We start from the raw sequence: 25,379 nt of genomic DNA, 5'->3' as shown, positions 1-25,379 counted from the left end.
GGAAATGAAGCTTCTTACTAATTCTTCAAAAGTTAATATTATATACATTGCTGCTGCTGTTTTCCTGCTATGCTATCCATTTATCAATGACACTAGAAGTATCTTAATCTTATTTACACAAATTTTTATCTTTGCTGTCTTTGCAATGAGCTATGATATTTTACTAGGTTTTACAGGGATTGTTTCATTCGGTCATGCGATGTTTTTTGGAATAGGTGCCTATACAACAGGTGTTCTTTTGGACCGTTTCGAACCAACGGTTATGATGTTTTTATTCTCCATCTTGGTTGGTATGGTTCTTGCAGCCATTTTAAGTTATATTGTTGGTTTGCTCTCACTTCGATTAAAAAGCCACTTCTATGCCATGCTAACATTGGCTTTTTCAGGCTTGTTTTTAGTAGCTGCAGAAAAATGGAGGTCATTAACAAGAGGCAATGACGGATTTACCTTCCGTATTCCAGATGTATTTAAAGACCGGATGACTCTTTACTTTGTCACTCTAATTCTGATGATTGTTGTATTTTTAGTGCTAAAAAGATTCACAGAATCTCCTTTAGGAAGAATTCTTCAGGCCATTCGAGAAAATGAACCTCGAACGGAGTCACTTGGCTATCATGTTATACATTATAAAATCATAGCAAGTATTGTAGCTGGAGTTATCGCAAGTGTTTCAGGTTCAATGTATGTGCTAACACTACGGTTTGTCAATACTTCGGTATTTGCGCTTGATGTAACATTGGATGCCCTACTCATGACAATTATTGGGGGAGTAGGGACACTTGTGGGAGCCATCATTGGAGCTGGACTGATTGAATTTGCACACCACTGGTTAACAGGTCTTGCAAAGGTTCATTGGATATTTGAACGATGGATGATCTTCTTTGGTATCTTATATATTTTAGCCGTTATGTTCTTCCCAATGGGAATCGTTGGAACAGTAAAATCATGGTTTTATAAAAGAAAAGGGATGGAAAAAACAGATACTGAAAAAAGAGAAAAAATAGCTGGCTAAGGAGAGAGGGTCATGAATGATAATCAAATCATAACTTCATTCGTTGTCCGCTGCGCTCTAATAAATGTTGATAATGAGACAATGAAAAAGCAATGGAGAATAAAGATAAGCCATGTTCAAGGAGAAAATGAAGTGGTTGTGACAGATTTAGAGGATGCCGTCCAATTTATGAAACGGGTGATAGAGGAGTGAAAGGCTTGCAATCGGTTGGAATACTAAGTACCGGAATCTACATTCCTAAAGAGTTTCTTACTGCTGAAGACATTTCGATTAAGAGTGGAATACCAAAGGAAATTGTTGAAACAAAGTTAGGTATTTTGAAAAAGCCAATTCCCGGACCTGATGACCATACTTGCGAAATGGGAATAAAGGCTGCAAGGGAAGCAATCAAAAAAGCAAAGATTCATCCCTTGGAGATAGATTTAATTATCTATATAGGAGAAGAACATAAGGAATTCCCACTTTGGACAGCTGCGATTAAGATGCAACAGGAGCTCGGTGCTGCCAACGCATGGGGATTTGATGTTGCGCTGCGCTGTGGAACGACAATTATGGCATTAAAAGTTGCAAAGGATATGATGAGGTCGGATGACTCCATTAAAACTGTTTTACTTGCAGGTGGCTACCGAAATGTTGACTTTATAGATTACGAGAATCCAAGAACTCGCTTTATGTATAATTTGGGAGCGGGTGGAGGTGCCATACTTTTACAAAGGGGTTCTCACCAAAATCATGTCCTTGAAAGCCATATTATAACAGATGGCGCATTTTCAGAAGATGTTGTTGTAATAGCCGGAGGAACTAAAAACCCGATGACAAAGGAAGCACTTGATCATAAATTGAATATGTTAGATGTCCTTGACCCTGAAGGGATGAAACAGAGGCTTGAGGAGAAGTCGATGCAAAACTTTCTTCAAGTTATTCGAAAAGCAATCCAAAAAAGTGGTTACACAGAAGCTGATATCGATTATTTAGGAATACTGCACATGAAAAAGTCAGCACATGATTATGTACTAAATCAATTAGGGTTATCAATAGAGCAGTCTATCTATTTAAATGAATACGGTCATATAGGTCAGATGGATCAAATACTTTCTCTGGAATTAGCGGAAAAAGAAGGTAAAATAAAAGAAGGAGACCTTGTTGTGTTAGTGAGTGCTGGAATTGGATATGCGTGGGGTGCCACGGTAATAAAATGGGGGGACTGTTAATGTCAGCAATTGAACTGAAAACTATCAATCTAGCAAATGGTGAAACACTGGGATATCGTGAACGTGAGGGTGGCAATAAAATTGTTTTACTTATTCATGGGAACATGTCTTCATCAAAGCATTGGGATGTTGTTATGGAAAATCTTGATAGCGATTACAAGTTATACGCTGTCGATATGAGAGGCTTTGGTATTTCTACATACCATACCCCAGTCCAATCGATTAAGGATTTTTCAGATGATATTAAATTATTTGTTGAAGAATTAGGATTATCTGATTTTACAATCGCCGGTTGGTCAACGGGAGGAGCTGTAGGGATGCAGTTTGTTGCAGACTACCCGGGCCTTTGCTCAAAGCTGATTTTACTTGCATCGGCTTCAACGAGAGGTTTTCCATTCTACGGGTTAGGTGCAGACGGACAAATGGACGTTTCGAAACGATTAAAGACATTGGATGACATTCGAAATGATTTAGCACGAACAATCCCAATCCAAACTGCCTATGATACTCGAGATAAAAACGTGCTAAAAGCAATTTGGAACGCGGCGATTTATACAAAAAATCAACCTGATGAAGCTCATTATGATGAGTATCTCGAGGATATGTTGACGCAACGAAATCTTGCAGATGTATATTATTCCTTAAACACATTTAACATCAGTCATCAACACAATGGTTTAACAGAAGGCAACGGACAGGTTGATCATATCAAAATCCCAGTTTTAGTACTCCGTGGTGACAGAGATTATGTTGTGCTAGAAAATATGGCAAAAGAAATTATGGCGGATTTGGGAGATAATGCCACATTTGTTGAACTTGAAGACTGTGGACACTCTCCGTTAATCGATAACTTGGAATTGTTGTTAAAAAATATGCATGAATTTATGGAGCAAAAGGAGCCGGCAAAATGAGATTAAAAGATAAAGTGGCAATAATTACTGGAGCAGCAAACGGACTAGGGTTAGAGGCTGCTATCACATTTGTACGTGAAGGTGCAAAGGTTGCGCTAACAGACTATGACACATCAGGAGCCGAAAGAGTATCAGAATTGAAAGAGCAGGGTGCAGATGTAGAATTTTTTCAAGTAGACGTTGCAAACAGAGAAAGCGTCAATCAAATGGTATCAGATGTTATGGAACGATTTGGAAAGATTGACATTTTAATAAATAATGCGGGAATTACAAGGGACGCTATGCTAACAAAACTTTCCCAGGAAGATTTTCAAAAGGTTATTGATGTGAATTTAACAGGTGTATTCAATTGCACCCAGGCTGTCGTACCACATTTGATTGCTAACGGAAAAGGAAAAATCGTCAGTACTTCATCTGTAACGGGTATTTATGGAAATGTAGGCCAAACAAATTATGCTGCATCTAAGGCAGCAGTGGTCGGAATGACAAAAACATGGGCAAAAGAGCTTGGTAGAAAAGGAATTAATGTCAATGCCGTTGTGCCCGGTTTTATTGAAACGGGGATGGTTGCAACCGTGCCTGAAAAGGTCATCAATCAAATGAAACAAGTGATACCCCTTCAAAGACTTGGAAAACCGTCAGACATTGCTAATGCATATTTATTTTTATCATCCGATGAATCTGATTATGTGAACGGTACGACCTTACATGTTGATGGCGGAATAATGATGTAGTTTGATTAGGAGCTGATCTAAAGGCTCCTATTTTTTTCCTGAAAAAGACTTTTAGTTCAAGGACATAATTATGAAGAGGCATATGGGAAATGACTTTGAGGGTTTGGGATGAGAGACAAAAATAAGTGAGTTCTGTGGTGAACTGTCGCAGATAAACCATCTCGGAGACAAAGTGTAAAGGAGTTTTAATCGAATTGTCTCCGATATCCTATCTCGAAGACAAAACGTAGTAAAAAGTCGAATGAATTGTCTGTGATAGCCAGTCTCGGAGACAAATCGGAGTAAAAAATCGAATGAATTGTCTGTGACAACCAGTCTCGAAGACAAACCGAAGTAAAAAGATGAATGAATTGTCTCTGATAACCTATCTCAAAGACAAATCGGAGTAAAAAGTTGAACGAATTGTCTGTGATAGCCCATCTCGGAGACAAACTGTAGTAAAAAATTGAATGAAATGTCTGTGATAGTCAGTCTCAAAGACAAAACGTAGTAAAAAGTCGAATGAATTGTCTGTGACAACCAGGCTTAAGAAAAAACTATATTGAATTGTTGATTTGAATGGTTTTTTATAGCCATAATACGTGACCAACTTTTCTAATAAATTGGTAAACTACTATTCCCTTGATAAGCAGTCTCACCTCTTTATCCTAATGTAACTTCCATGTAACTACTATCTTTTATAGTAAGAATAGAATTAAGATGACGTAAGGAGAGATAGTTGTGAGGTGGGAACTAGACTGGATCGCAAATCGGGCTCGACTATCACCTGATTCGATTGCTGTTGTTGACGGGGAAACGGGTAGCCGTTTTACCTTTGAAGAAATAAATAAACGAGCGGAAAATATCGCCTATTATTTCAAAACAATCGGAATCAAAAAGGGGGATCGAATTGCACTATTATCTCCAAATGATGTTAGTTATTTCGATCTACTGTTTGCCTGTGGGAAAATTGGAGCAATCTTTGTACCGTTAAACTGGCGCTTATCAAGTGAAGAAATCAATTATATATTGTCGGACTCAGCACCATTGATAGTAGCGATATCAAGTAAGTTTGAAGGCTTATTAAAGAATAATGGAATTTGGAAAATCATAAAAAATGATTCAGAGGAGTATCAACAAATTACGAATACATCATGCCACTACATTGAACTTGAAGAACTCATCGATGAGGATGATCCGTTAGCAATTATCTATACTGGGGGAACAACTGGTAAACCAAAAGGTGTTGTCCTTTCCCATCAATCCATTATGTGGAATGGGTTAAATACAATTGTGAGCTGGAATTTATCAGCTGAAGATGTGACGTTAACGTATATGCCAATGTTCCATACAGGAGGGCTTAATGCATTATCCATTCCTATATTAATGATGGGGGGAAAGGTTGTAATTGCTAATAGCTTTGAGCCGAATCGAGCCATTCAGATTATCAACCAAGAAGGGTGTACAGTCGTTCTACTTGTTCCAACAATGTATCACATGATGGTGAACACCCCATCATTCAAGAATGTAAGTTTCCCGACGATGCATACATTCTTATCTGGTGGAGCACCATGTCCACTTGAAATTTATCAAGCCTTTGAAGAAAAGGGACTATCGTTTAAAGAAGGATATGGATTAACAGAAGCAGGGCCAAATAATTTCTTTATTGATCCTAAGATTTCAAGGTTTCGCAGAGGGTCTGTCGGAAAAGCTATGTTTTATAATGATGTGAAAATTATCACCTCTGAAGGAAAAGAGGCAAAAACTGGTGAAGTAGGAGAGCTTTTAATTCGTGGTAAGCATGTTTTCCATCATTATTGGAAGAATCCAGGTGCTACAAAAGAAGCCTTACGTGAAGGGTGGCTATATACCGGTGATTTAGCAAGATGTGATGAGGAAGGATATCATTATATTGTTGGTCGTAAAAAGGAAATGATTATCACTGGTGGAGAAAACGTTTACCCATTAGAGGTGGAACAATGCATCAGCAAGCACCCAGCGATTAACGAAGTTGCCGTTATTGGTGTGCCACATCAAAAATGGGGCGAAATGGTAATTGCAGTAGTGTCTTTAAAGTCAAATCTCAAAGTAACAAAGGCTGAATTAACAGCGTATTGTCGAACAAAGATAGGAAAATACAAAGTCCCAAAAGAGTTTATTTTTGTAGAAGAATTACCAAAAACACATGTTGGTAAAATTGATAAAAGTCTTTTACAAAAAGCCTACAAAGATCTAGTTGGATAAACAAGGATAATTGAAAGAGAATGTTGAATTAATCTCTAAGTAAAAATAAGGGAGTAATTCAAATGATTACGTACAATCTACTAAAAGGAAAAAAAGTCCAGCTGGTAAGAATTAAGGACGAAGACGTACCGACGATTCTAAATTGGTATGAAGATCAGGAGTTTCTAAGAAATTTGGACACATTGCCCGCTTTTCCAAAACACCCTTCTGATTTTAAGGAATGGGTGGAGCAAAAAAATGAGAAAGCATTCGTATTTGGAATAAAAGAGATTGTGTCTAATAAACTTGTAGGTTTTGTTGATATTGATAGCATCATATGGCCACATCGAAATGCATGGCTGGCGATTGCGATCGGTGGTGATGGTAACCGCAACCGAGGCCTTGGTTATGAAGCAATGCAGCTTGTGTTAGATTTCGCATTTCAGGAATTAAATCTGCATAGAATCCAATTAACTGTTTTTCAATATAATGAAAGAGCAATTGCCTTATATGAAAAGTTGGGGTTTGTTAGGGAAGGAACTTCACGGGAATTCCTAGAGAGAGACGGAAAACGATTTGATATGTATTTTTATGGGTTATTAAAACATGAGTGGAATAAATAAAACGAATCCCCTGGAAGTCATCCGGGGGACTTTAATACCTACTGTTTTTCAAAGTTTAAGTCCCAAATAATACCGAATGGATCCTTCACTTTTGCATATTTGGCGCCCCAAAAAGTATCCTGTAATTCCATGTGCACAGTTCCCTTTTCTTTTAAATCGTTAAAAGTTTTAGTGATTTGTTCTTCGCTTTCAAATTCAAGAACGAAAGAGATATTATTTCCAACTGTAACAGGATGGTCAGGTGAGTCATCAGATACCATTAGTAAGAAGTCATTCTTTTTGAATTTACCATGTATGAGTCGGTCATTAGCCCAATCTTGTGTTTCATACCCTGCCTTAGCATATGTTTGAATATCCAAGATTTCACCATCAAATATGTCCTTATAATATTCCAAAGCTTCCTTCGCGTTTCCATTAAACATTAAATACGGTGTAGCTTGCCCCTTCATTTACAAAAACCTCCTTTAGAATAATAGACAAATACCCTACAATATGTTTTCTATTTCCTCATGAAAACATACATTTTGTATATTTTTTCCTCATATCCCATTATAATTAAATAAACTACAAAATACAAGAACAAATGTTCTGTTAGGAGTGAGGAAAATGATAATTCGAAAATTAGTACCAGGTGATGCGAAAGTCTATTGGAAGCTAAGGCTAAAAGCATTAAAAATAGATCCGAAAGCATTTTTAGTGACATATGACGAAGCAAAAAATAAAGCAAATCCCATAGAGGATTATAAAAAGAGTTTTCAATCAGCAGATATTCTTACATTCGGTGCATTTGAAGAAGAACATTTAGTTGGAATGGTAACTTTAGTAAGGGAAACACGTCAAAAAATCAGGCATAGGGCTACTATCGTGGCGATGTATGTTGATGATCATAAGAGAGGAAAGGGAATTGCAAAAGCATTGCTAAATGAAGCAATCAAAATGGCTGAAAATATCCAAGAAATAGAACAACTTTATTTAACGGTAGATTCCGAAAATACACCTGCAAAGGAATTATATAAAAAAATAGGATTTCAAAAATTTGCTGTGGACCATAGAGCAATTAAATACAATGGACAATATCGCGACGAAGAACATATGGTGTTATTTCTTGAGAAATAATTGTCAAAATTTGTCTTGCTAAAAGACTAGTAGTCACTTATTATTAAATGTAACAGCATATATTGATAGAAATTAGTCTTTTACAACTACATATAGTATTATGCCTTGAGGGAAAGATGCCGTACGGCTTAAAAGGGAATCTGGTGAAAATCCAGAACTGCCCCCGCAACTGTTAATGCTGACGAAATGAACAGGCCACTGTATAAGCTAGCTTAAGTTAGAGAGTTCAAAATTCTCTACTGGGTACTTATATGGGAAGGGTTCAAAGTAGAGTGACGCATAAGTCAGGAGACCTGTCTTTTTCTTAAGATGTTTCACCTTCTTCGGGGATTGGGAAGATGAAACGATGGCGACAGGTAGGGCTCTATATTTATGCTCTCTTGATGTTATCGTTTCATCCGCTCAATTGACTTGAGCGGATTTTTTATGTTTAACGAAAAAAAGATAAGGGAGAGAAATAAATTGAATATCACTACAAAAGGGGAATTGGATTCAGTTCTACACTCGCTTGACCATGCTCAAAAAATATACCAGCTTGATACAACCGACATAAAAAACAAACTAGAAGAAAGGAATTTCTCTAAACTTGAGGCAAACCAACAAGCACTATTTTATGCCTTAAACAAAATCGCAATGGACCAGCCTCACTGGACTTATCTAGCGGCTCATCTTTATTTAAATGAGCTTTATGAAAAGGCAGCAACGAATCGAAACTACAATAGCACCCTAAAATACGGTAAATTTTATGATTTACTGCAGAAACTAACGCTAAAAGGGATTTACTCTAAAGAACTAGTAGACTCCTATTCCAAAGAGGAGATTCTTGAACTTGAAAAGGCTATTGACCCTTCTAAAGACCAATTGTTTACATACATCGGCTTATTTTTATTAGCAGACCGCTATCTTGCAAGAGACTATGAACGGAATATTTACGAACTTCCACAGGAGCGCTTCATGATAATAGCCATGACATTAATGCAGCATGAAGGAAAAAAGACTCGCCTAAACTATGTGAAAGAAGCATATTGGGCATTGAGTAATTTGTATATGACAGTCGCAACTCCAACTCTATCCAATGCAGGCAAAAGCTTTGGTCAGTTGTCTTCTTGCTTTATTGATACAGTTGAAGACTCCCTTGATGGTATCTACTTAAATAATTGGGATATTGCTAGATTATCAAAGGACGGGGGAGGAATCGGCGTATATTACGGTAAGGTCCGTGCTTTAGGTTCAGATATAAAAAAGTTCAAAGGCAATTCATCTGGAGTTGTTCCTTGGATTCGCCTACTTAATGATACTGCAGTTAGTGTTGATCAATTAGGACAGAGGCAAGGAGCTATTGCAATCTATCTTGATCTCTTCCACAAGGACATTATGAATGGATTTTTAGATTTAAAAACGAACAACGGAGACGAACGCCGAAAGGCTCATGATATTTTCACAGGGGTCTCCATACCAGACCTTTTTATGAAAAAACTAGAAGAGGTAGATGCAAACGGAAGAAGCATTGGAGAATGGCATACTTTTTGTCCACATGAAGTAAAAAAAATCATGGGGTGGAAGGATGAAAACGGAAATCCATTAGGTCTTGAAGACTTTTACGATGAAAAGGATAAAGAATATTTCACCGAAAAATATCTCGAAGCAGTCAGTCATCCACTTCTACCTCGTAAAACCTATCGAGCAATGGATGTCATGGCGCGAATCATGGTTGCCCAGTTAGAGACTGGTACACCCTATATGTTCTATCGTGACGAAGTAAACCGACAAAATCCGAACAAACACTTACTAGGAAGAGGTCGTACGGCCGTTTTTTGTAGTAACTTATGCACAGAAATCGCTCAAAATATGTCAGCAACGGAGATTACGAAGGAATCCATTGATGAAAAAGGAAATATTGTGATTGTTCGTAGACCAGGCGACTTTGTGGTTTGTAATCTTTCATCTATTAATCTTCCAAGGGCTGTTCAGGAAGATGTACTTGAACGATTAATTCGGATACAAGTTAGAATGCTTGATAATGTTGTTGATTTAAATACGATTTCAGTCAAGCAAGCAGAGATTACAAATAAAAAGTTCCGTGCCGTAGGGCTAGGTACATTTGGGTGGCATCATCTTTTAGCACTAAAAGGGATTTACTGGGAGTCGGATGAGGCTGTTCAATTAGCAAATAACTTGTATGAGGATATCGCCTATTACGCAATTCAATCCTCAATGGAGCTTGCCAAGGAAAAAGGAGCTTACCCGAAATTTAAAGAATCCGAATGGGAAACGGGAGCTTATTTTACCAGAAGAAAATATACTTCTGAACGTTGGAATGAGCTTCAAGAAAACGTATCTCAGAACGGAATGCGGAATGGTTGGCTCATGGCGGTAGCCCCAAATTCATCGACAGCTAAAATTGGTGGTTCAACCGATGGAATCGACCCAATCTACGCAGCCGAGTATGCCGAAGAGAAAAAGAATTTTAAATTTAAAGTAACTGCACCTGATATAAACCATAAGACGTATGATTTTTACCGAAAAGCACGTCATGAAGTAAGTCAGATTTGGAGTATTAAACAAAATGCAGCACGTCAGCGTCATATCGACCAGGGTATTAGCTTTAATCTTTATGTTAGACATGATATTAAAGCTAAGGATCTTCTAAAGCTTCATTTGGAGGCTTGGAAACAAGGCTTAAAGACGACTTATTATGTTCGAAGTACGTCCCAAGCAGAAATTGAAGAATGTGAACTATGCCATAGTTAAGGGGAGGAATAATCAATAAATGACAAACATGCAGCCATTAACAAAAATAAAATTATTTAATCCGCAGTTTCCAAATAAATCAACAGGGATAATTAACGGGGAAACATCAGGACTCTTGAATTGGAATGATATTGCATATCCACAAATGTATACATTTTATCAAACCTTGCTTTCGAACTTTTGGAAAGCACAAGAGATTAATATGCAGGATGATATCAAGCAATGGGACCAACTAAGTACGATTGAAAAGAATGTGTTTTTACGTATTAATACTCAACTCGCATCACTAGATAGTTTGCAAACCCCGACAATGAATCAGGTAATGGATTATGTGACTGATTCCAGCTTTAAGGCCATTTTCGCGGTTATTTCTCAGCAGGAAGCTGTTCATAATGAGTCCTATTCCTATATCTTAAGCTCACTTGTGCCTTTACATGAACAAAAGGACCGATATAATCAGGCAAAAGATGATCCGATTGTTCAAAAAAGAAACCAACTGATTCTAAAAGTTTACGAGGGATTCAGAGAAAATCCAACTCCAGAACATTTATTTAAGCTAGCAATAAATTCGATTAACTTGGAAGGAATCTATTTTTATGCAGGCTTTGCCTTTTTCTATAATCTTGCTAGACAGCAAAAAATGCTTAAAACAAGTACGATGATTAGTTATATTCAAAGGGATGAAATGCAGCATGCGTATTTCATCGCTCAATTTGTAAGAATTCTTTTATCTGAGAATCCTGAGTTAAACACAGAAGAGAACAAGGATTATGTCAATAAGGCAATTGGCCAAGCAGTAGAACTTGAAAAAGAGTGGGCAAACCATATTTTAAAAGACATTGATGGAATAGACTTGGAAGAATTTGAAGGATATGTCGAATATCTTGCAAACAAAAGGCTCCGCCAGCTAGGTTTCCAAAATTTATATGAAGAAAGGGAGAACCCCATGCCTTGGATACAAGTGTTTAGTGATGAAATGATGAATGAAACCAAATCTGACTTCTTTGAACAAAAGTCACGCACCTATACTAAAGTATCCCAATCCAATGGGTTTGATGAGCTATAAGTATGAAAATTGCAATTGTGTATACATCCATTTCGGGTAATACGGAGGAAGCGATGAGAATCATCAATGCTCATATGAAAGAATACACAAGTCAGTGCTATGTCTATCATGTTGAACAATTTCCTTTTTACCAATTAGAATCATTAGATTGTCTTATAGTTGGGACATATACATGGGGGAATGGGGAGATTCCTTATGAAATGATGGATCTCTATCGTGCGTTTGAGAACTGTTCCAATAAGGATTTGGTAACAGGGGTATTTGGCACTGGAGATCAATGCTATCCACATTTTTGTGGGGCTGTTGATGAATTTCGAGATATGCTCTATGTTCAATCGAATTTAGCAGCAACTTTAAAAATTGAACTACTGCCTCAACAATTAGATATGAATCGTATGAAGCGCTTTATTGAAGTAGTGATGAAACGAGTAAATAGTAAAAAGGGTATCACTGTCTAGTGGTACCCTGCTTATTTTCAGATTTTTAGTTTCACACTTAACGCTATGTTAATGATAAATATTCCGATTAGGCTCACTACTAGTAATGAAAAGGGTAACCCAGACGCAAGCAACGCTCCAAGGCTTCCTCCAGTCATTAAAGTAAAAGAATATAGTGAAATGGCAGAGCCCCTTGCATGTTTACCAAGTTTACCAATGATAGATATAAGAGAGGGATAGAGAAGGGAAAGTGCTGCAATGAAAGGAATGGACATGACGGCAATCATAACAGGTGTTCTTATGAAAAGAAGAAAGCTCAGACTAATTGCTACAAGACATAGACCAAGTAATAATGTTCGCCGGTCACCAAATCGCCGTACCAATTTCCCTGTTAGTATTGAAAAAGATGCCCCAATGAGACCAATTGCTCTTATTTTAAATAATGCCTGTTGGTCAATTGAATACTCGTCATGTAAGTATTGACCTATGCCATCGTAGAATGAAATAAACGTTAGTAAAATCGAAAAAGTAATTATATAACATATGACTAATGAAGGATTTTTGATCATTATACAAAATTCATGAAAAAATGAAGCCCTCGCTTGTTTAGCAACTGGTACAGATGGAAGGATAAACAAACCACTAATAAACAGGAAAAGATAGATGATTGCAAAGCAATAAAAAACATACTGCCAGCCATAAAAATAAGTGAGACTGGAACTAATAAGTTGACCGAGGATTCCTGCAAATAAAAAACCACAGTTAATCAGAGCTAGCACAAAAGTACGGTGCCGTAGAGGAAAAACATCAAAGATATATGCAAATGCAACAGGAGGAAAGCTCCCTAAGGCAAAACCTTGAAGACACCTAAAAACGTAAAGTGACTTTTCATTATATGAAAATCCAACTAAGCCAGTTGCAAGAAATGAAAGGATTAACCCTAGAAGAATGATCTTTTTTCTCCCTATTTTCTCAGACAGAGGTCCAAAGAATAGCAACCCACACGCATAAGAGAATGAAAAAATACTCCCACCAACTACCGCTTGTTCAACAGAAATTTGAATTGAATCTGAAATGCTTTGATAAATAGGAATAAATGTGTAGATATTCGATGCAACAAATACCCCAGTAATAATAAGTAAAAATGCGACAAGATTTAACCGCTTCAAATTAGACCACCACCCTGTTGTAACATATGCCTAGACAGGTTTTTCTGTTAGTAAAAATCCCAATATAAAACGACAATTCTAGAATTTGGATTGTTTATGATTCGCCTGTTCGACAAAATTTTTGATACAATTAGAGGATAAGAATGAAACGAATTTTACTCTCTTTAGGAGGTAACAATAATATGTCGCTACAATTTATTTTAGGACGTGCTGGTACTGGAAAATCATACACATGTCTTGAAGAAATCCGCTCAAAGCTTCTTGAAGACCCGACAGGTTCTCCGATTGTGTATTTGGTTCCAGACCAAATGACATTCCAATCTGAATATGATTTAATCAGTACCCCTGGCATTGGCGGAATGATGAGAGCCCAAGTATTCAGTTTTACTCGTTTGGCATGGAGGGTTCTGCAGGAGACTGGGGGAATGAGCCGCTACCATGTTAATAATGTCGGAGTGAATATGCTTCTTCGAAAAATTATTGATTCCAAAAAACAGGATCTTAAGGTTTTCTCTCGGGCAGCTGATAAAAATGGATTTATTACTCAAATGGAAGAAATGGTCGCAGAGTTTAAACGATACTGTGTCACTCCAGAAATACTAGAAGAGCAAAAACAAACTATTGCGCCTGAAAATAAAGTACTTTCCGATAAGTTACACGACCTGCAACTTTTGTATGACGAATTAGAAAAACATCTATTTGAGAAATACGTAGATTCTGAGGATTATTTACGACTATTAGCAGAAAAAATACCTCAATCTTCTTATATAACGGAAGCGGAAATTCTAATTGATGGTTTTCACAGCTTTACCCCGCAGGAACTTGAGGTATTGGGAAAGCTTATGAAAGTTTCAAAGAAGGTAACAATCGCCTTAACGGTCGATAAAGCATATGATGTTCCTCCACATGATTTAAGTCTATTCAGGATGACTGGAAAAACCTATCAATCTATTATTCAATATGCAAAAGAAAATGAAATTAAGGTCGGCGAGCCGGTTCTATTAACAAACCAGCATCGATACTCTTCAGAACCTTCTTTAGCTCATTTGGAAAGATATTTTGATGAAAGACCGACTGTTCCATATCAGGCAGCAACTTCAGTTACATTAAGTCAAGCAGTAAATCGGCGTGCAGAAATTGAAGGAATTGCTCGTGAAATTCAAAAATTAGCGAGAGATAAAAATTATCGTTATCGAGATATTGCGATAATGATTCGCAATGCTAGTGAGTATCATGAAATCATTGAAACCATCTTTCAGGATTACCATATTCCATTTTTTATTGACCAAAAACGTTCGATGTTAAATCATCCGTTAATTGAACTGATTCGTTCAAGCCTTGAGGTCGTAAGCAGTAACTGGCGCTACGAGTCTGTCTTTCGTTGTGTAAAAACTGATCTCTTATATCCTTTCGGTGAAGAGATTTCAGCGCTTCGTGAAGACATGGACAAGCTTGAGAATTATGTACTTGAATACGGGATTCAAGGCTTTAAATGGACAAATGGTGAGCGCTGGAAGTATAAGCGCATAAGGGGATTAGAGGATTCAGCACTGCCACAAACAGATAAAGAGCGTGAATATGAGGACATGCTTAACGACCTTCGTACGATGGTTGTGGAACCATTACTTACACTCGGGAAACGTCTTCAAAAGGCGAAGGATGGCAGAAGTATGTGCGAGGCGCTGTTCCTTTATTTAGAGGATCTTGAAATCCCTGCAAAGATGGAAGAATTGAAGCTTAATTCTGAACTTGCCGGAAAACTTTCAGAAGCAAGAGAACACGATCAGGTTTGGAATGCTGTTTTAGAATTGTTTGATCAATATGTAGAAATCATCGGTGATGAAAAAGTTTCGCTTTCAATGTTCAGTAATATGATAGAAACCGGATTGGAAAGCATGCAATTTGCATTGGTTCCACCTGCTATTGACCAAGTACTAGTTGCAAGTCTCGAGCGTTCTAGATTTTCAAACATTAAATGTACCTTTATTATTGGAGCGAACGATGGCGTCATACCTGCACGCCCAAATGAGGAGGGTGTATTTTCAGAGTCAGACCGTGATACTTTAGGTGATGCTGGGCTACAATTAGCACCTGGGAGTCGAGAAACGCTCTTAGATGAGAATTTTCTTATTTATTGTGCGTTAACAAGTCCCCAGGAAATGTTGTATATTAGCTATCCTTTGGCTAATGAGGAAGGAAAATCACTTCTTCCATCACCAATTATAAAGCGTCTGAAGGATATTTTTCCAAAGCTTGAAGAAAAGTTTTACATGAATGAACCTTCAGAGCTACCAGCTAATGAGCAGCTAGAGTATATTGTGAATCCTGATATCGCCTTATCTTCTTTGGCAACACAATTACAAGCATGGAAAAAGCAGTATCCAATTCAAGATTTATGGTGGGATGTCTATAACTACTTTGCAAACCACGATGAAATAAAATATAAAAGTAAGCTTGTCTTAAGTAGTTTATTTTATAAAAATAAACCAAAAAACTATCAAAAGAAATAACAGAGGCCCTATATGGTGACCATATTCAAGGTAGTGTTTCTCGAATGGAAGTGTTCCAGGGCTGCCCATTCTCCCACTTTGCAAACTATGGACTTCAGTTAAAAGAACGTAAGGTATTTCGATTGGAATCACCAGATATCGGTGATTTATTCCATGCAGCTCTTAAGAACATTGCAGATTCTTTAAGAATCAATGGAATCGATTGGCGTGATCTTACGGAAGAACAGTGTGATAAGCTTGCAGCAAAAGCAGTTGAAGAATTAGCACCACGTTTGCAGAAAGAAATTTTATTAAGCTCAAATCGCTATCACTATATCATGCATAAACTCCAGAAAATTATTAGTCGTGCATCCAAAATTTTAAGTGATCATGCGAAAGCAAGTGGCTTTGCACCAGTAGGAATTGAGCTGGGATTTGGTAAGAAGGGTCCATTACCACCAATCAGTTTCCATTTAGATAATGGCAGCACAATGGAGCTTGTAGGTAGAATTGACCGCGTTGATAAAGCAGAAAGCTCAAAAGGAGTACTTTTACGAGTAATCGACTATAAATCAAGTCAAAAAGCGCTTAATCTTACCGAGGTTTATTATGGACTTGCTCTGCAAATGTTAACATATTTGGATGTGATTATTACACATTCGAAAGATTGGATTGGAACAACCGCAAAACCTGCTGGTGTTCTTTATTTCCATATCCATGACCCATTAATTCATTCAAATAAGGTACTACCTGAAGATAAAATCGAAGAGGAAATCTTTAAGAGATTTAAAATGAAAGGACTTTTATTAGGGGATGAAGAGTCTGTTCGACTAATGGACCAGTCCCTTGGAACAGGGTATTCGCAAATTGTCTCTGCTGCAATTAAAAAGGACGGTAGCTTTTATTCTAATTCACAGGTTGCAAGTGAAGAAGAGCTTGGCTATCTTCGAAACCATGTACGTGGGGTCTTTAAAAATACGGGTAATCGGATTACAAATGGTGAAATTGATATTGCCCCATATAAACTTAAGGATAAAACACCATGTACGTTCTGTCCTTTCAAGTCAGTTTGTCAATTTGATCAGAGCTTAGAAGAAAATAATTATCGTGTACTACCAAATGAAAGCAAAGAAGTTATCCTTGAGAGAATTCGGAATGGGGGTGTAAAAATCCATGACTAATACCATACCAAAACCAGAAGGAAGTCAATGGACAGATGACCAATGGAAAGCAATCGTCTCTAGTGGTCAAGACATATTAGTCGCAGCTGCAGCGGGTTCAGGTAAAACCGCTGTACTTGTCGAGAGGATTATAAGAAAAATTTTATCGAAAGAGCATCCGGTTGATGTTGACCGTCTACTTGTTGTGACATTTACAAATGCGTCTGCTGCTGAAATGCGAAATCGAATCGGAGAAGCATTGGAAAAAGCGTTAAAGGAAGACCCAGCCTCCTTGCATATTAGACGTCAACTTAGTTTATTGAATCGTGCTTCTATCTCAACTATTCACTCTTTCTGTTTGGAAGTCATTCGGAAGTTTTATTATTTGATTGATATTGACCCTGGCTTTCGAATTGCTGATTCTACTGAAGCAGAGTTAATGCGTGATGAGGTACTGGAAGAGCTTTTTGAAGAGCATTACAGTTATCTCGAAAACACGAAATTCTTCGATTTAGTTGACCGTTTTACAAATGACCGGACCGATGTTGAGTTGCAAAATATGATTCGGAAACTATTTGAATTTTCACGTGCACATCCAACACCTCATGAATGGCTAAAACAGATTGTGGAGGATTACAGTGTAGATGACTTGTCTTTGGATCAAACACCGTATATTCCGTATTTGTTAGCGGATATTTCCCTTCAGCTTGAAGGGGCAAAGGCTAATTTAGAGCATGCCATGGATTTGATTCGAATGCCTGGAGGACCTGCACCTCGAGCAGAAAATATTGAAGCAGATTTGGAACAAATTCATCGACTCATACATGCAAAGAATCAGTCATGGACTGCACTCTACCATGAAATGCAGACACTTGTATTTGGCAGAGCGAAGCCTGTAAAGGGTGATGAGTATGATGAAATTCTAAAGGACCAGGTTACAAAGCTAAGGGATGATGCAAAAAAGCTTGTTGAAAAACTTAAGGAAGATTTGTTTAGCAGGCCTCCTGAAAGTTATTTGGACAATATTAGAGAAATGCAGCCTTCCATCGAAATGCTGGTTCAGCTTGTAATTGAATTTGGCGATAGATTTCAAAAGGTAAAGGAAGAAAAAGGGTTAGTTGACTTTTCGGATTTAGAGCATTATTGTCTAGAAATCCTACGCAAGGAAGGGACATCATCAGATGAGCTTGTTCCATCCGAAGCAGCTCTAGAATACAGACTTCAGTTTGAAGAAGCATTCGTTGATGAGTACCAGGATACGAATATGGTACAGGAATCCATATTAAAGCTAGTGACGAAAGACGGTGAAGCTACCGGGAATATGTTCATGGTTGGGGATGTGAAGCAGTCCATTTATCGATTCCGTCTTGCGGAACCAATGTTATTTCTAAGTAAATATAAACGGTTCACCCAATCTGGAGAAAATACCGGATTACGAATAGATTTATCGAAAAATTTCCGTAGCCGTGCTGAAGTGTTGGACGGAACAAACTTTCTGTTCAAACAAATCATGGGGGAAGTTGTCGGTGAAATCGAATATGACGATGACGCCGAATTAAAACTTGGTGCCGATTATCCCGAAAGTGAACATATGGCTGCTGAATTGTTTTTAATTGATAAGAATGGTCAAGACGTTGAAAGTTATGAGGTTGAGGACAGCGAAGAAGATGAGGAACAAATCGTCCTCTTTGACGAAGCCGAGCTTGAAACAGCTCAGCTTGAGGCTAGAGCCATGGCAAGGCAAATCAAGGATATGATCTCTTCCAGGTTCCAAGTGTTTGACCGTAATGAAAATCGGATGAGAAGCATCACGTACCGTGATATTGTCATTTTAATGCGTTCAATGCCATGGGCTCCGCAAATCATGGAGGAGTTTAAACAAATGGGAATCCCAATTTATGCGGATCTCTCAACAGGCTATTTTGATGCAACAGAAGTCAGGGTCATGATGTCTTTGTTAAAAGTGATTGATAATCCCTATCAAGATATTCCACTTGCATCTGTTCTACGATCACCAATTGTTGGACTAGAAGCGGATGAGCTTGCGAAAATCAGAACCTACGAAAAAAATAGTCCTTATTATGAGGCGTTGAAGACATTCCTGCGGGAAGCATCATCTGATGACGAGACCCATGATAAGGTTGCCCAATTTATTTATAAGTTAGAAAGCTGGCGTACCAGAGCAAGAACAGGTTCATTATCAGATTTAATTTGGCAATTGTACCGTGAAACGTATTTTTATGATTTTGTTGGTGGGATGCCAGGAGGGAAGCAGCGTCAAGCAAACCTTCGTGCACTTTATGACCGTGCTCGTCAGTATGAAGCAACATCCTTTAGAGGCTTATTCCGATTCTTGCGTTTCATTGAACGAATGCAGGATCGTGGGGATGATTTAGGTGCGGCAAGAGCGCTTGGCGAACAAGAAGATGTCGTCCGCCTCATGACGATCCATAAAAGTAAGGGACTTGAATTCCCAGTTGTGTTTGTCGGTGGACTTTCAAAGCAATTTAATATGATGGATTTAAACAAGAAATATTTATTAGATAAAGAGCTCGGATTTGGTACGAAATATGTGGATCCAAAGCTGCGAATTACGTATCCAACCCTGCCGATGCTTGCAATTAAGAAAAAAATGCATCTTGAATTGATTTCCGAAGAAATGCGTGTTCTTTACGTTGCACTTACAAGAGCGAAGGAAAAGCTTTATCTTGTAGGTACTGTTAAAGATTTACAAAAGCAACTAGGCAAATGGCAGGCCACACTTCAAAACAAAGAATGGTTACTTGCGGACCATACTAGAGCAGGAGCAAAATCTTATTTAGATTGGATTGGACCTGGTTTAATTAGACATAAGGATGCGGGGCTGATTCGAGGAGAAGAAACAGTCAACCAACTCCCAACTGACATCGCAAATTATCCAGCGAAATGGGAGATTCGGACTATATCTGCTGTAGAATTGCAAAAAATAGAACTCCAAGAAGAAAGTAATCATGAACAAATTGAGGCAGCACTGAAAGAAGGAAATCCAATACCGGTTAGTAGTGATGCATTAGAACAGATTGAACATCAATTAACATGGAAATATCCTTTTAAATCTGCTGCAAATAAGCGTTCAAAACAGTCTGTCTCTGAAATAAAAAGACAACGGGAGAGTATGGATGAACATAGCGATATAGCTTTTCTTCCTCGGTTCCGTGCGGCAAGTGCAGATCGACCAAGGTTTATGCAGCAAAAATCGTTAACACCGGCAGAACGAGGTACGGCGATGCATATGGTGATGCAGCATGTAAATTTAAATGAACCAATTAGCGAAAATTCAGTTCGCGAGCAGATTCAAAAAATGGTTCATAATGAATTATTAACGCAGGAGCAGGCAGATGTAATTGATGTAGCAAGTATTCTCGGATTTTTTGAATCAGGGATTGCACAGCGAATGCTTGCAGCAAAGGATGTAAAACGGGAGGTTCCGTTTAGTGTTGCAATTTCTGCATCTGATGCCTATGCAGACTGGTCTGATAAACAGCAAGAAAATGTCCTTATCCAAGGGGTTATTGACTGTATTTTTGAGGATGATGAAGGAATTGTATTAATCGACTATAAAACGGACACGATTACTGGTAAGTTTGAAAGTTTTGAAGATGCAAAACCAAAACTTGAAGACCGCTATCGTGTGCAACTTGAATTATATAGTAAAGCCATTGAACACATTTGGAAAAAACCACTAAATGAGTGCTATTTATACTTTTTTGATGGTGGCCATTTGTTAGAGGTGTAGGTGAAAAAGTACTGCTCATTGATTTGGGCAGTACTTTTTATGGTTATTTCCAATTAACTCTACCATTTCCAGGCAACCTCCTGTGTTAAAATGATAGTACTAGAAATCGGTTAAGGAAGGGGACTTTTAGATGAGAATTCTTCACACTGCGGATTGGCATTTAGGTCGATCTCTCGAGGGAAGAAGTAGATTAGAAGAACAAGCGCAATTCTTGGACGAGCTTGTAAAAATTGTCGAGGAAGAAAGAATAGATGTTGTATTAATGGCTGGAGACGCATTTGACACAGTGAACCCACCAGCTGCGGCTGAAAGCTTATTTTATGAAAGTATTGCTCGATTATCAGATGGTGGTAAAAGACCTGTATGTGTTATCGCAGGAAACCACGATAACCCTGACCGTCTGTCAGCAGCCTCACCTCTTGCACTAAAGCAAGGAATTCTACTACTTGGCTTGCCAACAATCGATGTCCAGACCATCTATGTTCCTACAACAAATGAAACTATTAAACTAGCAGCTTTACCATATCCATCTGAGTCACGTTTAGCCGAAGTGCTATCAGACTCTCATGAAGAATTAATGCTCCGCGATAAATATGATCAACGCATTCAAGGGATCTTTGAAGAAATGAGTAAAGCTTTCACACCTGAAACAATTAATATCGCAATGAGCCATATTTATGTAACAGGTGGAAGTAGCTCAGATTCCGAGCGACCAATTGAGGTCGGTGGGGCATACACCGTTGCTGCTACTAGTCTTCCGGAAGCAGCACAATACGTAGCATTAGGGCATCTACACCGTCCACAAATGGTGTCAAGAGCAAAAACGATGGCTAGATATTCAGGTTCTCCATTAGCCTACAGTTTTTCTGAGGCAGGGTACGCGAAGTCTGTAACGATTTTAGACGCGAAACCTAATCAGCCGATTGAAATGTCCGAGGTGTTTTTATCAAGTGGTAAACCTCTTGTAAGATGGAAAGCGAAAGAGGGATTGGCTCAAGTATATACTTGGCTTGATGAAGGTAAGGACGCGAATGCATGGATTGATCTTGAAATTCATGTGACAAATGCCCTTTCAATCGAAGAGATTCATCGATTACGTAAGCATCATAGTGGTCTCATTCATATTCGACCCGTTTTTGAAGAACTTGAAAAAGAAAGGGCAGAACGGATAGTGAATACAAATACACCAATTGATGAGCTTTTTGTCCGCTTTTATGAAAAACAAACAGGCGGTGCGAAACCAGAGCCTGAACTTACGAAATTATTTTTAGAGCTGATTTCCGATGATGTAGACGAGGATGGTGACGAAGCATGAAACCAATCACATTAACAGTAGCGGGACTTCATAGCTTCCGCGAAAAACAAACCGTTGATTTTGGTTCCCTTTGTGAAGGTGGAGTCTTTGGGATTTTTGGACCGACAGGAAGTGGTAAATCGTCCATACTCGATGCGATGACACTTGCCCTATACGGGAAAGTCGAGCGCGCATCCAATAATACGCACGGAATATTAAATCATGCAGAAAATCTACTTCATGTTTCTTTTACATTTGAGCTTGAAAATGCCAAAGGAACGAAGCGTTATACGATTGAGCGTAGCTTCAAGCGGCAGGATGATTTAAAGGTTAAATCATCTGTAAGTCGAATCATTGAAGTTGGTGAGGAATCGATTGTTCTTGCTGATAAAATTGGTGAAGTCAATCAATGTGTTCAGGATCTCTTAGGGTTAACCATTGATGACTTTACGAGAGCAGTCGTATTACCACAAGGGAAATTTGCTGAGTTCTTATCACTAAAGGGCGCTGACCGCAGACAAATGCTTCAACGCTTATTTAATCTAGAACAATATGGAGACAAGCTAAATAAAAAATTAAAGAATAAGCTAACCACAGCAAAAAATGAGTTAAATGAAGTAACTGCTGAACAAACAGGTCTTGGAGATGCATCAACGGAAGCAATCAAAATTGCGGAGCAAGAACTAAAAAATGCAGAGATACTCCTAGAAAAACGACAAAATGAGGTCAATAAGATTGATGTCGATTTCGAACAGAGTAAAAGTATTTGGCAATGGCAGTTGGATAAGAGTTTATTATCCAAAAAAATGGATGAAATTAATCGTGAGAAACCACATATCCTTCAGCTTGAGCAAACAGTGAAGAATGCGGAAACAGCTGCTCTTATCCTTCCATATTTAGAGGAATACGAGACAGCAAAAGAAGTGTTAGAAAAAGCTACCATTCGTTATCAAACTTTACAAAATCAATTAAAAACCAAAAAACAAGAAAATGAAGCAAAGGCAAATGATTATCATCTTGCCCGTCAGGAAAAGACGGAGAAATTACCGTTTTACGTAACAAAAAAACAACAGCTGACCGATGCTAAGATCGTTCAGGAAAAAGCAATTGTTCTAGAAGGAGAAGCAATTGAGCTCCAAACCAAGCTGAATAGGGTACAATCACTAGTACGTGAAAAACAAAAGCAAATTGAAGCCATTACTACATCCATGACGGAAGATACAGAGAAACAAAAGGAGCGAAGAGAAAAGCTCTCGAAATTAACTATCAAAGCAGAAGTACGGGACGAGCTCCAGAAAGCTAATCAACAAAAGCAGACGATCCTGTTTTCCAAGACAAGTGTAAACGAACAAAAAATAGAGCTTGAAAAAAGTCAAAGGCAGCTTGAAAAATTGGAGGAAATGCTGAACTCACAAAATGAGGTGCTCAACCAGGCTAAGCATAGAATGGAAGTACTTTTTTTAGAGAATGCATCTAAATATGAAGCTGTTTGTGATCGTGAAAGAGATAGTGAAAAGCTTATTAGTTTTGCTGAGGCTAAACTTACTATGTTTAAGCAAAAACTGGAGGACAATCGGAAAAAGAATCTTGCTATTCAACTTGCGGACCAGCTTCAAACTGGGGAGCCATGTCCAGTTTGTGGTTCTACCCATCATCCGAATCCTGTATCTAGTCTTGAAGATCATGGAGATGAAATCGCAGCGCAAATCGAAAAACTCAGCAATGATATAACAATTGTAAGGGAGCTAAAACAAGAATTTTCAACACTTAAGCTTAAGCTCGAGCAAATTTCCGGGGGACTTATCGGGGAGTACCCTGGGGAAATGAATGCCCCTATCAAAGCTAAAAAGCTTGAAATAGAAGGTGAGTTTGAAGATGTGGATGGAGAGCTTCAAGCTCTTGTTGTTGAACAAAAATCATTGCAACAAGATTATTTAAAGCTTCAAGAAATGGGTAGAAAAGTCATTCAAGACCTTCGTGCATCATTAAAACAAGTGAACCAGCTTGAACAGACAAAGGAAATCAATACAAAAACCTTAAATGAGCTTAAGTCACGAGTTTTAAACTTACAGGAAAAAACGAAAGAACAGTATTTGAACTGGAAACAAACCTTTCCACAGCTTGAATTTGAAACAATCGAATCAAAGCTTAAAGACATCTCAAAAAATGACAAGTTGGCGCAAAGTCTTTCTGTTGAAATTGAAAATAGCACCACTTTACTTGAACAAAAGGAACAAGAAAAGCAAAAGCATCAAAATGAAAGCAATGAACTTGAACGTCAAATTGTTGAAGTCAATTCTACATTAAAAAGCAAAGTCGAAGCTTTATCTGAGGCACGTGAAAAACTCTTAAAAGAAATCGGAGACAATAACATCCCTCAGTTATTAGTTGAAACGGAACAAATGATAAACCAGCTTGAGGAGAACGAATCAACAGCATACGAAGCGTGGCAAAAGGTCCAAGGTGAATGTCAAAAACTCGAAAATGAAACCCATGCTGCTTTGCAAGCATTTCAGGACGGGAAAAGTAGAAGTGAAAAAGCAACTAGTAAATGGGCTGAGGTACTTGAAACAACAAGCTTTTTACACAGTTCCGATGTAAAGGGATCGGTACTTTCAAAGCATGAGCAAGAGGAGCTTGGTTCACAAATTGAGCGTTATTGGGACAGTCACAAGCAAGTACAAACCGATTTGCAAAAATTAAATGATCTCCTAAAAGGTGAAGAACTAACACAAGAAAAATGGGACGATATCCAAAGGGTTCGTACGGAAATGAAAGAGATGCTTAATCAAGCAGTTGAAGCGAAAGGAGCAGCTGTAAAAGCTCTTCAGGTGCTGTTAGAAAAACATGAGCGATTCAACGAACTTGAAGAACGACGAAACGAGCTTGAACAGTCAGTGGAGCAATATAACAAGCTACAATCCGTTTTTAAAGGGAATAGTTTCGTAGAGTTTATTGCAGAGGAACAGCTTGTACAAGTAAGTCTTGACGCAACAGAGCGACTAGGAATTCTCACTAGACAACGCTATGCTGTTGAGGTGGATTCACAGGGTGGATTTATTATGAGGGATGATGCAAATGGTGGGGTTAGACGTCCTGTTACAACACTTTCGGGAGGAGAGACCTTCTTAACATCATTGGCATTGGCACTATCGCTTTCCGCTCAAATCCAGCTAAGGGGTGAATATCCGTTGCAATTCTTCTTCTTGGACGAAGGATTTGGTACATTGGATGCAGACCTATTAGATACGGTTGTGTCAGCTCTCGAAAAATTACATTCAAAACAATTGGCGGTAGGTGTTATTAGTCACGTCCAGGAATTAAGGGCTAGATTACCTAAACGCTTAATCGTTGAACCAGCTGAACCGTCTGGTAGAGGTACGCTTGTAAGATTAGAAACATTATAATAAGTAAAAAGGCCGTGGCACG

The 25,379-nt window shown here is 38.2% G+C and carries 16 protein-coding genes, 1 pseudogene and 1 riboswitch; of the genes and pseudogenes, 15 read left to right on the top strand and 2 right to left on the bottom strand.

The genetic code is table 11. The features are described 5' to 3' along the window. The first annotated feature begins 4 nt into the window (after positions 1-4). The 7 genes from BTHG_RS06960 (at position 5) to BTHG_RS06930 (ending at position 6,693) form a co-directional block, all read left to right on the top strand. Positions 5-1,012, top strand: a complete 1,008-nt coding sequence (locus BTHG_RS06960; RefSeq protein WP_010283463.1) for a branched-chain amino acid ABC transporter permease — start codon at positions 5-7, stop codon at positions 1,010-1,012. A gap of 12 nt (positions 1,013-1,024) precedes the next feature. Continuing rightward, a complete protein-coding gene (locus BTHG_RS06955; protein ID WP_026021724.1) occupies positions 1,025-1,204 on the top strand; it encodes a hypothetical protein in 180 nt (59 codons plus the stop codon). Between the two features lie 5 nt (positions 1,205-1,209). Then, positions 1,210-2,223, top strand: a complete 1,014-nt coding sequence (locus BTHG_RS06950; protein ID WP_042341443.1) for a 3-oxoacyl-ACP synthase — start codon at positions 1,210-1,212, stop codon at positions 2,221-2,223. Further along, complete coding sequence (gene phaZ, locus BTHG_RS06945; protein WP_010283461.1) at positions 2,223-3,134, top strand: intracellular short-chain-length polyhydroxyalkanoate depolymerase; 912 nt, start codon at positions 2,223-2,225, stop codon at positions 3,132-3,134. Before BTHG_RS06950 ends, phaZ begins: the two co-directional genes overlap by 1 nt. Next, entirely contained in the window at positions 3,131-3,868 is a 738-nt protein-coding gene (gene fabG / locus BTHG_RS06940) for a 3-oxoacyl-ACP reductase FabG (protein WP_010283460.1), read from the top strand. Before phaZ ends, fabG begins: the two co-directional genes overlap by 4 nt. A 720-nt stretch (positions 3,869-4,588) precedes the next feature. Next, on the top strand, positions 4,589-6,091 hold the full coding sequence (locus tag BTHG_RS06935; protein ID WP_010283459.1) for an acyl-CoA synthetase: 1,503 nt from the start codon (positions 4,589-4,591) through the stop codon (positions 6,089-6,091). Between the two features lie 62 nt (positions 6,092-6,153). Continuing rightward, complete coding sequence (locus BTHG_RS06930) at positions 6,154-6,693, top strand: GNAT family N-acetyltransferase (protein ID WP_010283458.1); 540 nt, start codon at positions 6,154-6,156, stop codon at positions 6,691-6,693. 38 nt (positions 6,694-6,731) lie between these two features. Here the strand turns inward: BTHG_RS06930 and BTHG_RS06925 are convergent, their stop codons facing one another. After that, positions 6,732-7,142 (bottom strand): VOC family protein, encoded by a 411-nt coding sequence (locus tag BTHG_RS06925; RefSeq protein ID WP_010283457.1) that lies wholly within the window; start codon positions 7,140-7,142, stop codon positions 6,732-6,734. Between the two features lie 157 nt (positions 7,143-7,299). On the opposite strand from BTHG_RS06925, the gene BTHG_RS06920 reads away from it, so the two are divergent. The 4 genes from BTHG_RS06920 to BTHG_RS06905 all read left to right on the top strand — a co-directional run bounded on the left by BTHG_RS06920 (position 7,300) and on the right by BTHG_RS06905 (position 12,084). Further along, positions 7,300-7,809 carry a GNAT family N-acetyltransferase gene (locus BTHG_RS06920; protein WP_010283456.1) on the top strand — a complete coding sequence of 170 codons (510 nt, stop codon included), beginning with the start codon at positions 7,300-7,302 and terminating at the stop codon, positions 7,807-7,809. Positions 7,810-7,906: 97 nt separating this feature from the next. After that, positions 7,907-8,124: riboswitch (cobalamin riboswitch) on the top strand. Between the two features lie 111 nt (positions 8,125-8,235). Next, positions 8,236-10,560: a ribonucleoside-diphosphate reductase subunit alpha gene (locus tag BTHG_RS06915; RefSeq protein ID WP_087947063.1), complete on the top strand. Its 2,325-nt coding sequence runs from the start codon at positions 8,236-8,238 to the stop codon at positions 10,558-10,560. A gap of 19 nt (positions 10,561-10,579) precedes the next feature. Beyond that, complete coding sequence (locus BTHG_RS06910) at positions 10,580-11,626, top strand: ribonucleotide-diphosphate reductase subunit beta (protein WP_010283454.1); 1,047 nt, start codon at positions 10,580-10,582, stop codon at positions 11,624-11,626. Positions 11,627-11,628: 2 nt separating this feature from the next. Next, positions 11,629-12,084: a flavodoxin domain-containing protein gene (locus tag BTHG_RS06905; protein WP_010283453.1), complete on the top strand. Its 456-nt coding sequence runs from the start codon at positions 11,629-11,631 to the stop codon at positions 12,082-12,084. 17 nt (positions 12,085-12,101) lie between these two features. On the opposite strand, the gene BTHG_RS06900 is transcribed toward BTHG_RS06905, so the two are convergent. Further along, complete coding sequence (locus BTHG_RS06900; protein WP_010283452.1) at positions 12,102-13,232, bottom strand: MFS transporter; 1,131 nt, start codon at positions 13,230-13,232, stop codon at positions 12,102-12,104. A 182-nt stretch (positions 13,233-13,414) separates the two neighbouring features. On the opposite strand from BTHG_RS06900, the pseudogene addB reads away from it, so the two are divergent. The 4 genes and pseudogenes from addB to BTHG_RS06880 all read left to right on the top strand — a co-directional run bounded on the left by addB (position 13,415) and on the right by BTHG_RS06880 (position 25,357). Next, a pseudogene (addB, locus tag BTHG_RS24430) lies at positions 13,415-16,902 on the top strand (helicase-exonuclease AddAB subunit AddB). Next, positions 16,895-20,656: a helicase-exonuclease AddAB subunit AddA gene (addA, locus tag BTHG_RS06890; protein WP_010283449.1), complete on the top strand. Its 3,762-nt coding sequence runs from the start codon at positions 16,895-16,897 to the stop codon at positions 20,654-20,656. The pseudogene addB and the gene addA overlap by 8 nt, the downstream one beginning before the upstream one ends. 130 nt (positions 20,657-20,786) lie before the next feature. After that, complete coding sequence (locus BTHG_RS06885) at positions 20,787-21,971, top strand: exonuclease SbcCD subunit D (protein WP_010283448.1); 1,185 nt, start codon at positions 20,787-20,789, stop codon at positions 21,969-21,971. Beyond that, positions 21,968-25,357: an AAA family ATPase gene (locus BTHG_RS06880; RefSeq protein ID WP_010283447.1), complete on the top strand. Its 3,390-nt coding sequence runs from the start codon at positions 21,968-21,970 to the stop codon at positions 25,355-25,357. The genes BTHG_RS06885 and BTHG_RS06880 overlap by 4 nt, the downstream gene beginning before the upstream one ends. The last annotated feature ends 22 nt before the right edge of the window (positions 25,358-25,379 follow it).

This window comes from Bacillus timonensis (genome assembly GCF_000285535.1).
Taxonomy (GTDB): domain Bacteria; phylum Bacillota; class Bacilli; order Bacillales; family Bacillaceae_L; genus Ferdinandcohnia; species Ferdinandcohnia timonensis.
This window is presented reverse-complemented; position numbering and strand designations above follow the sequence as displayed.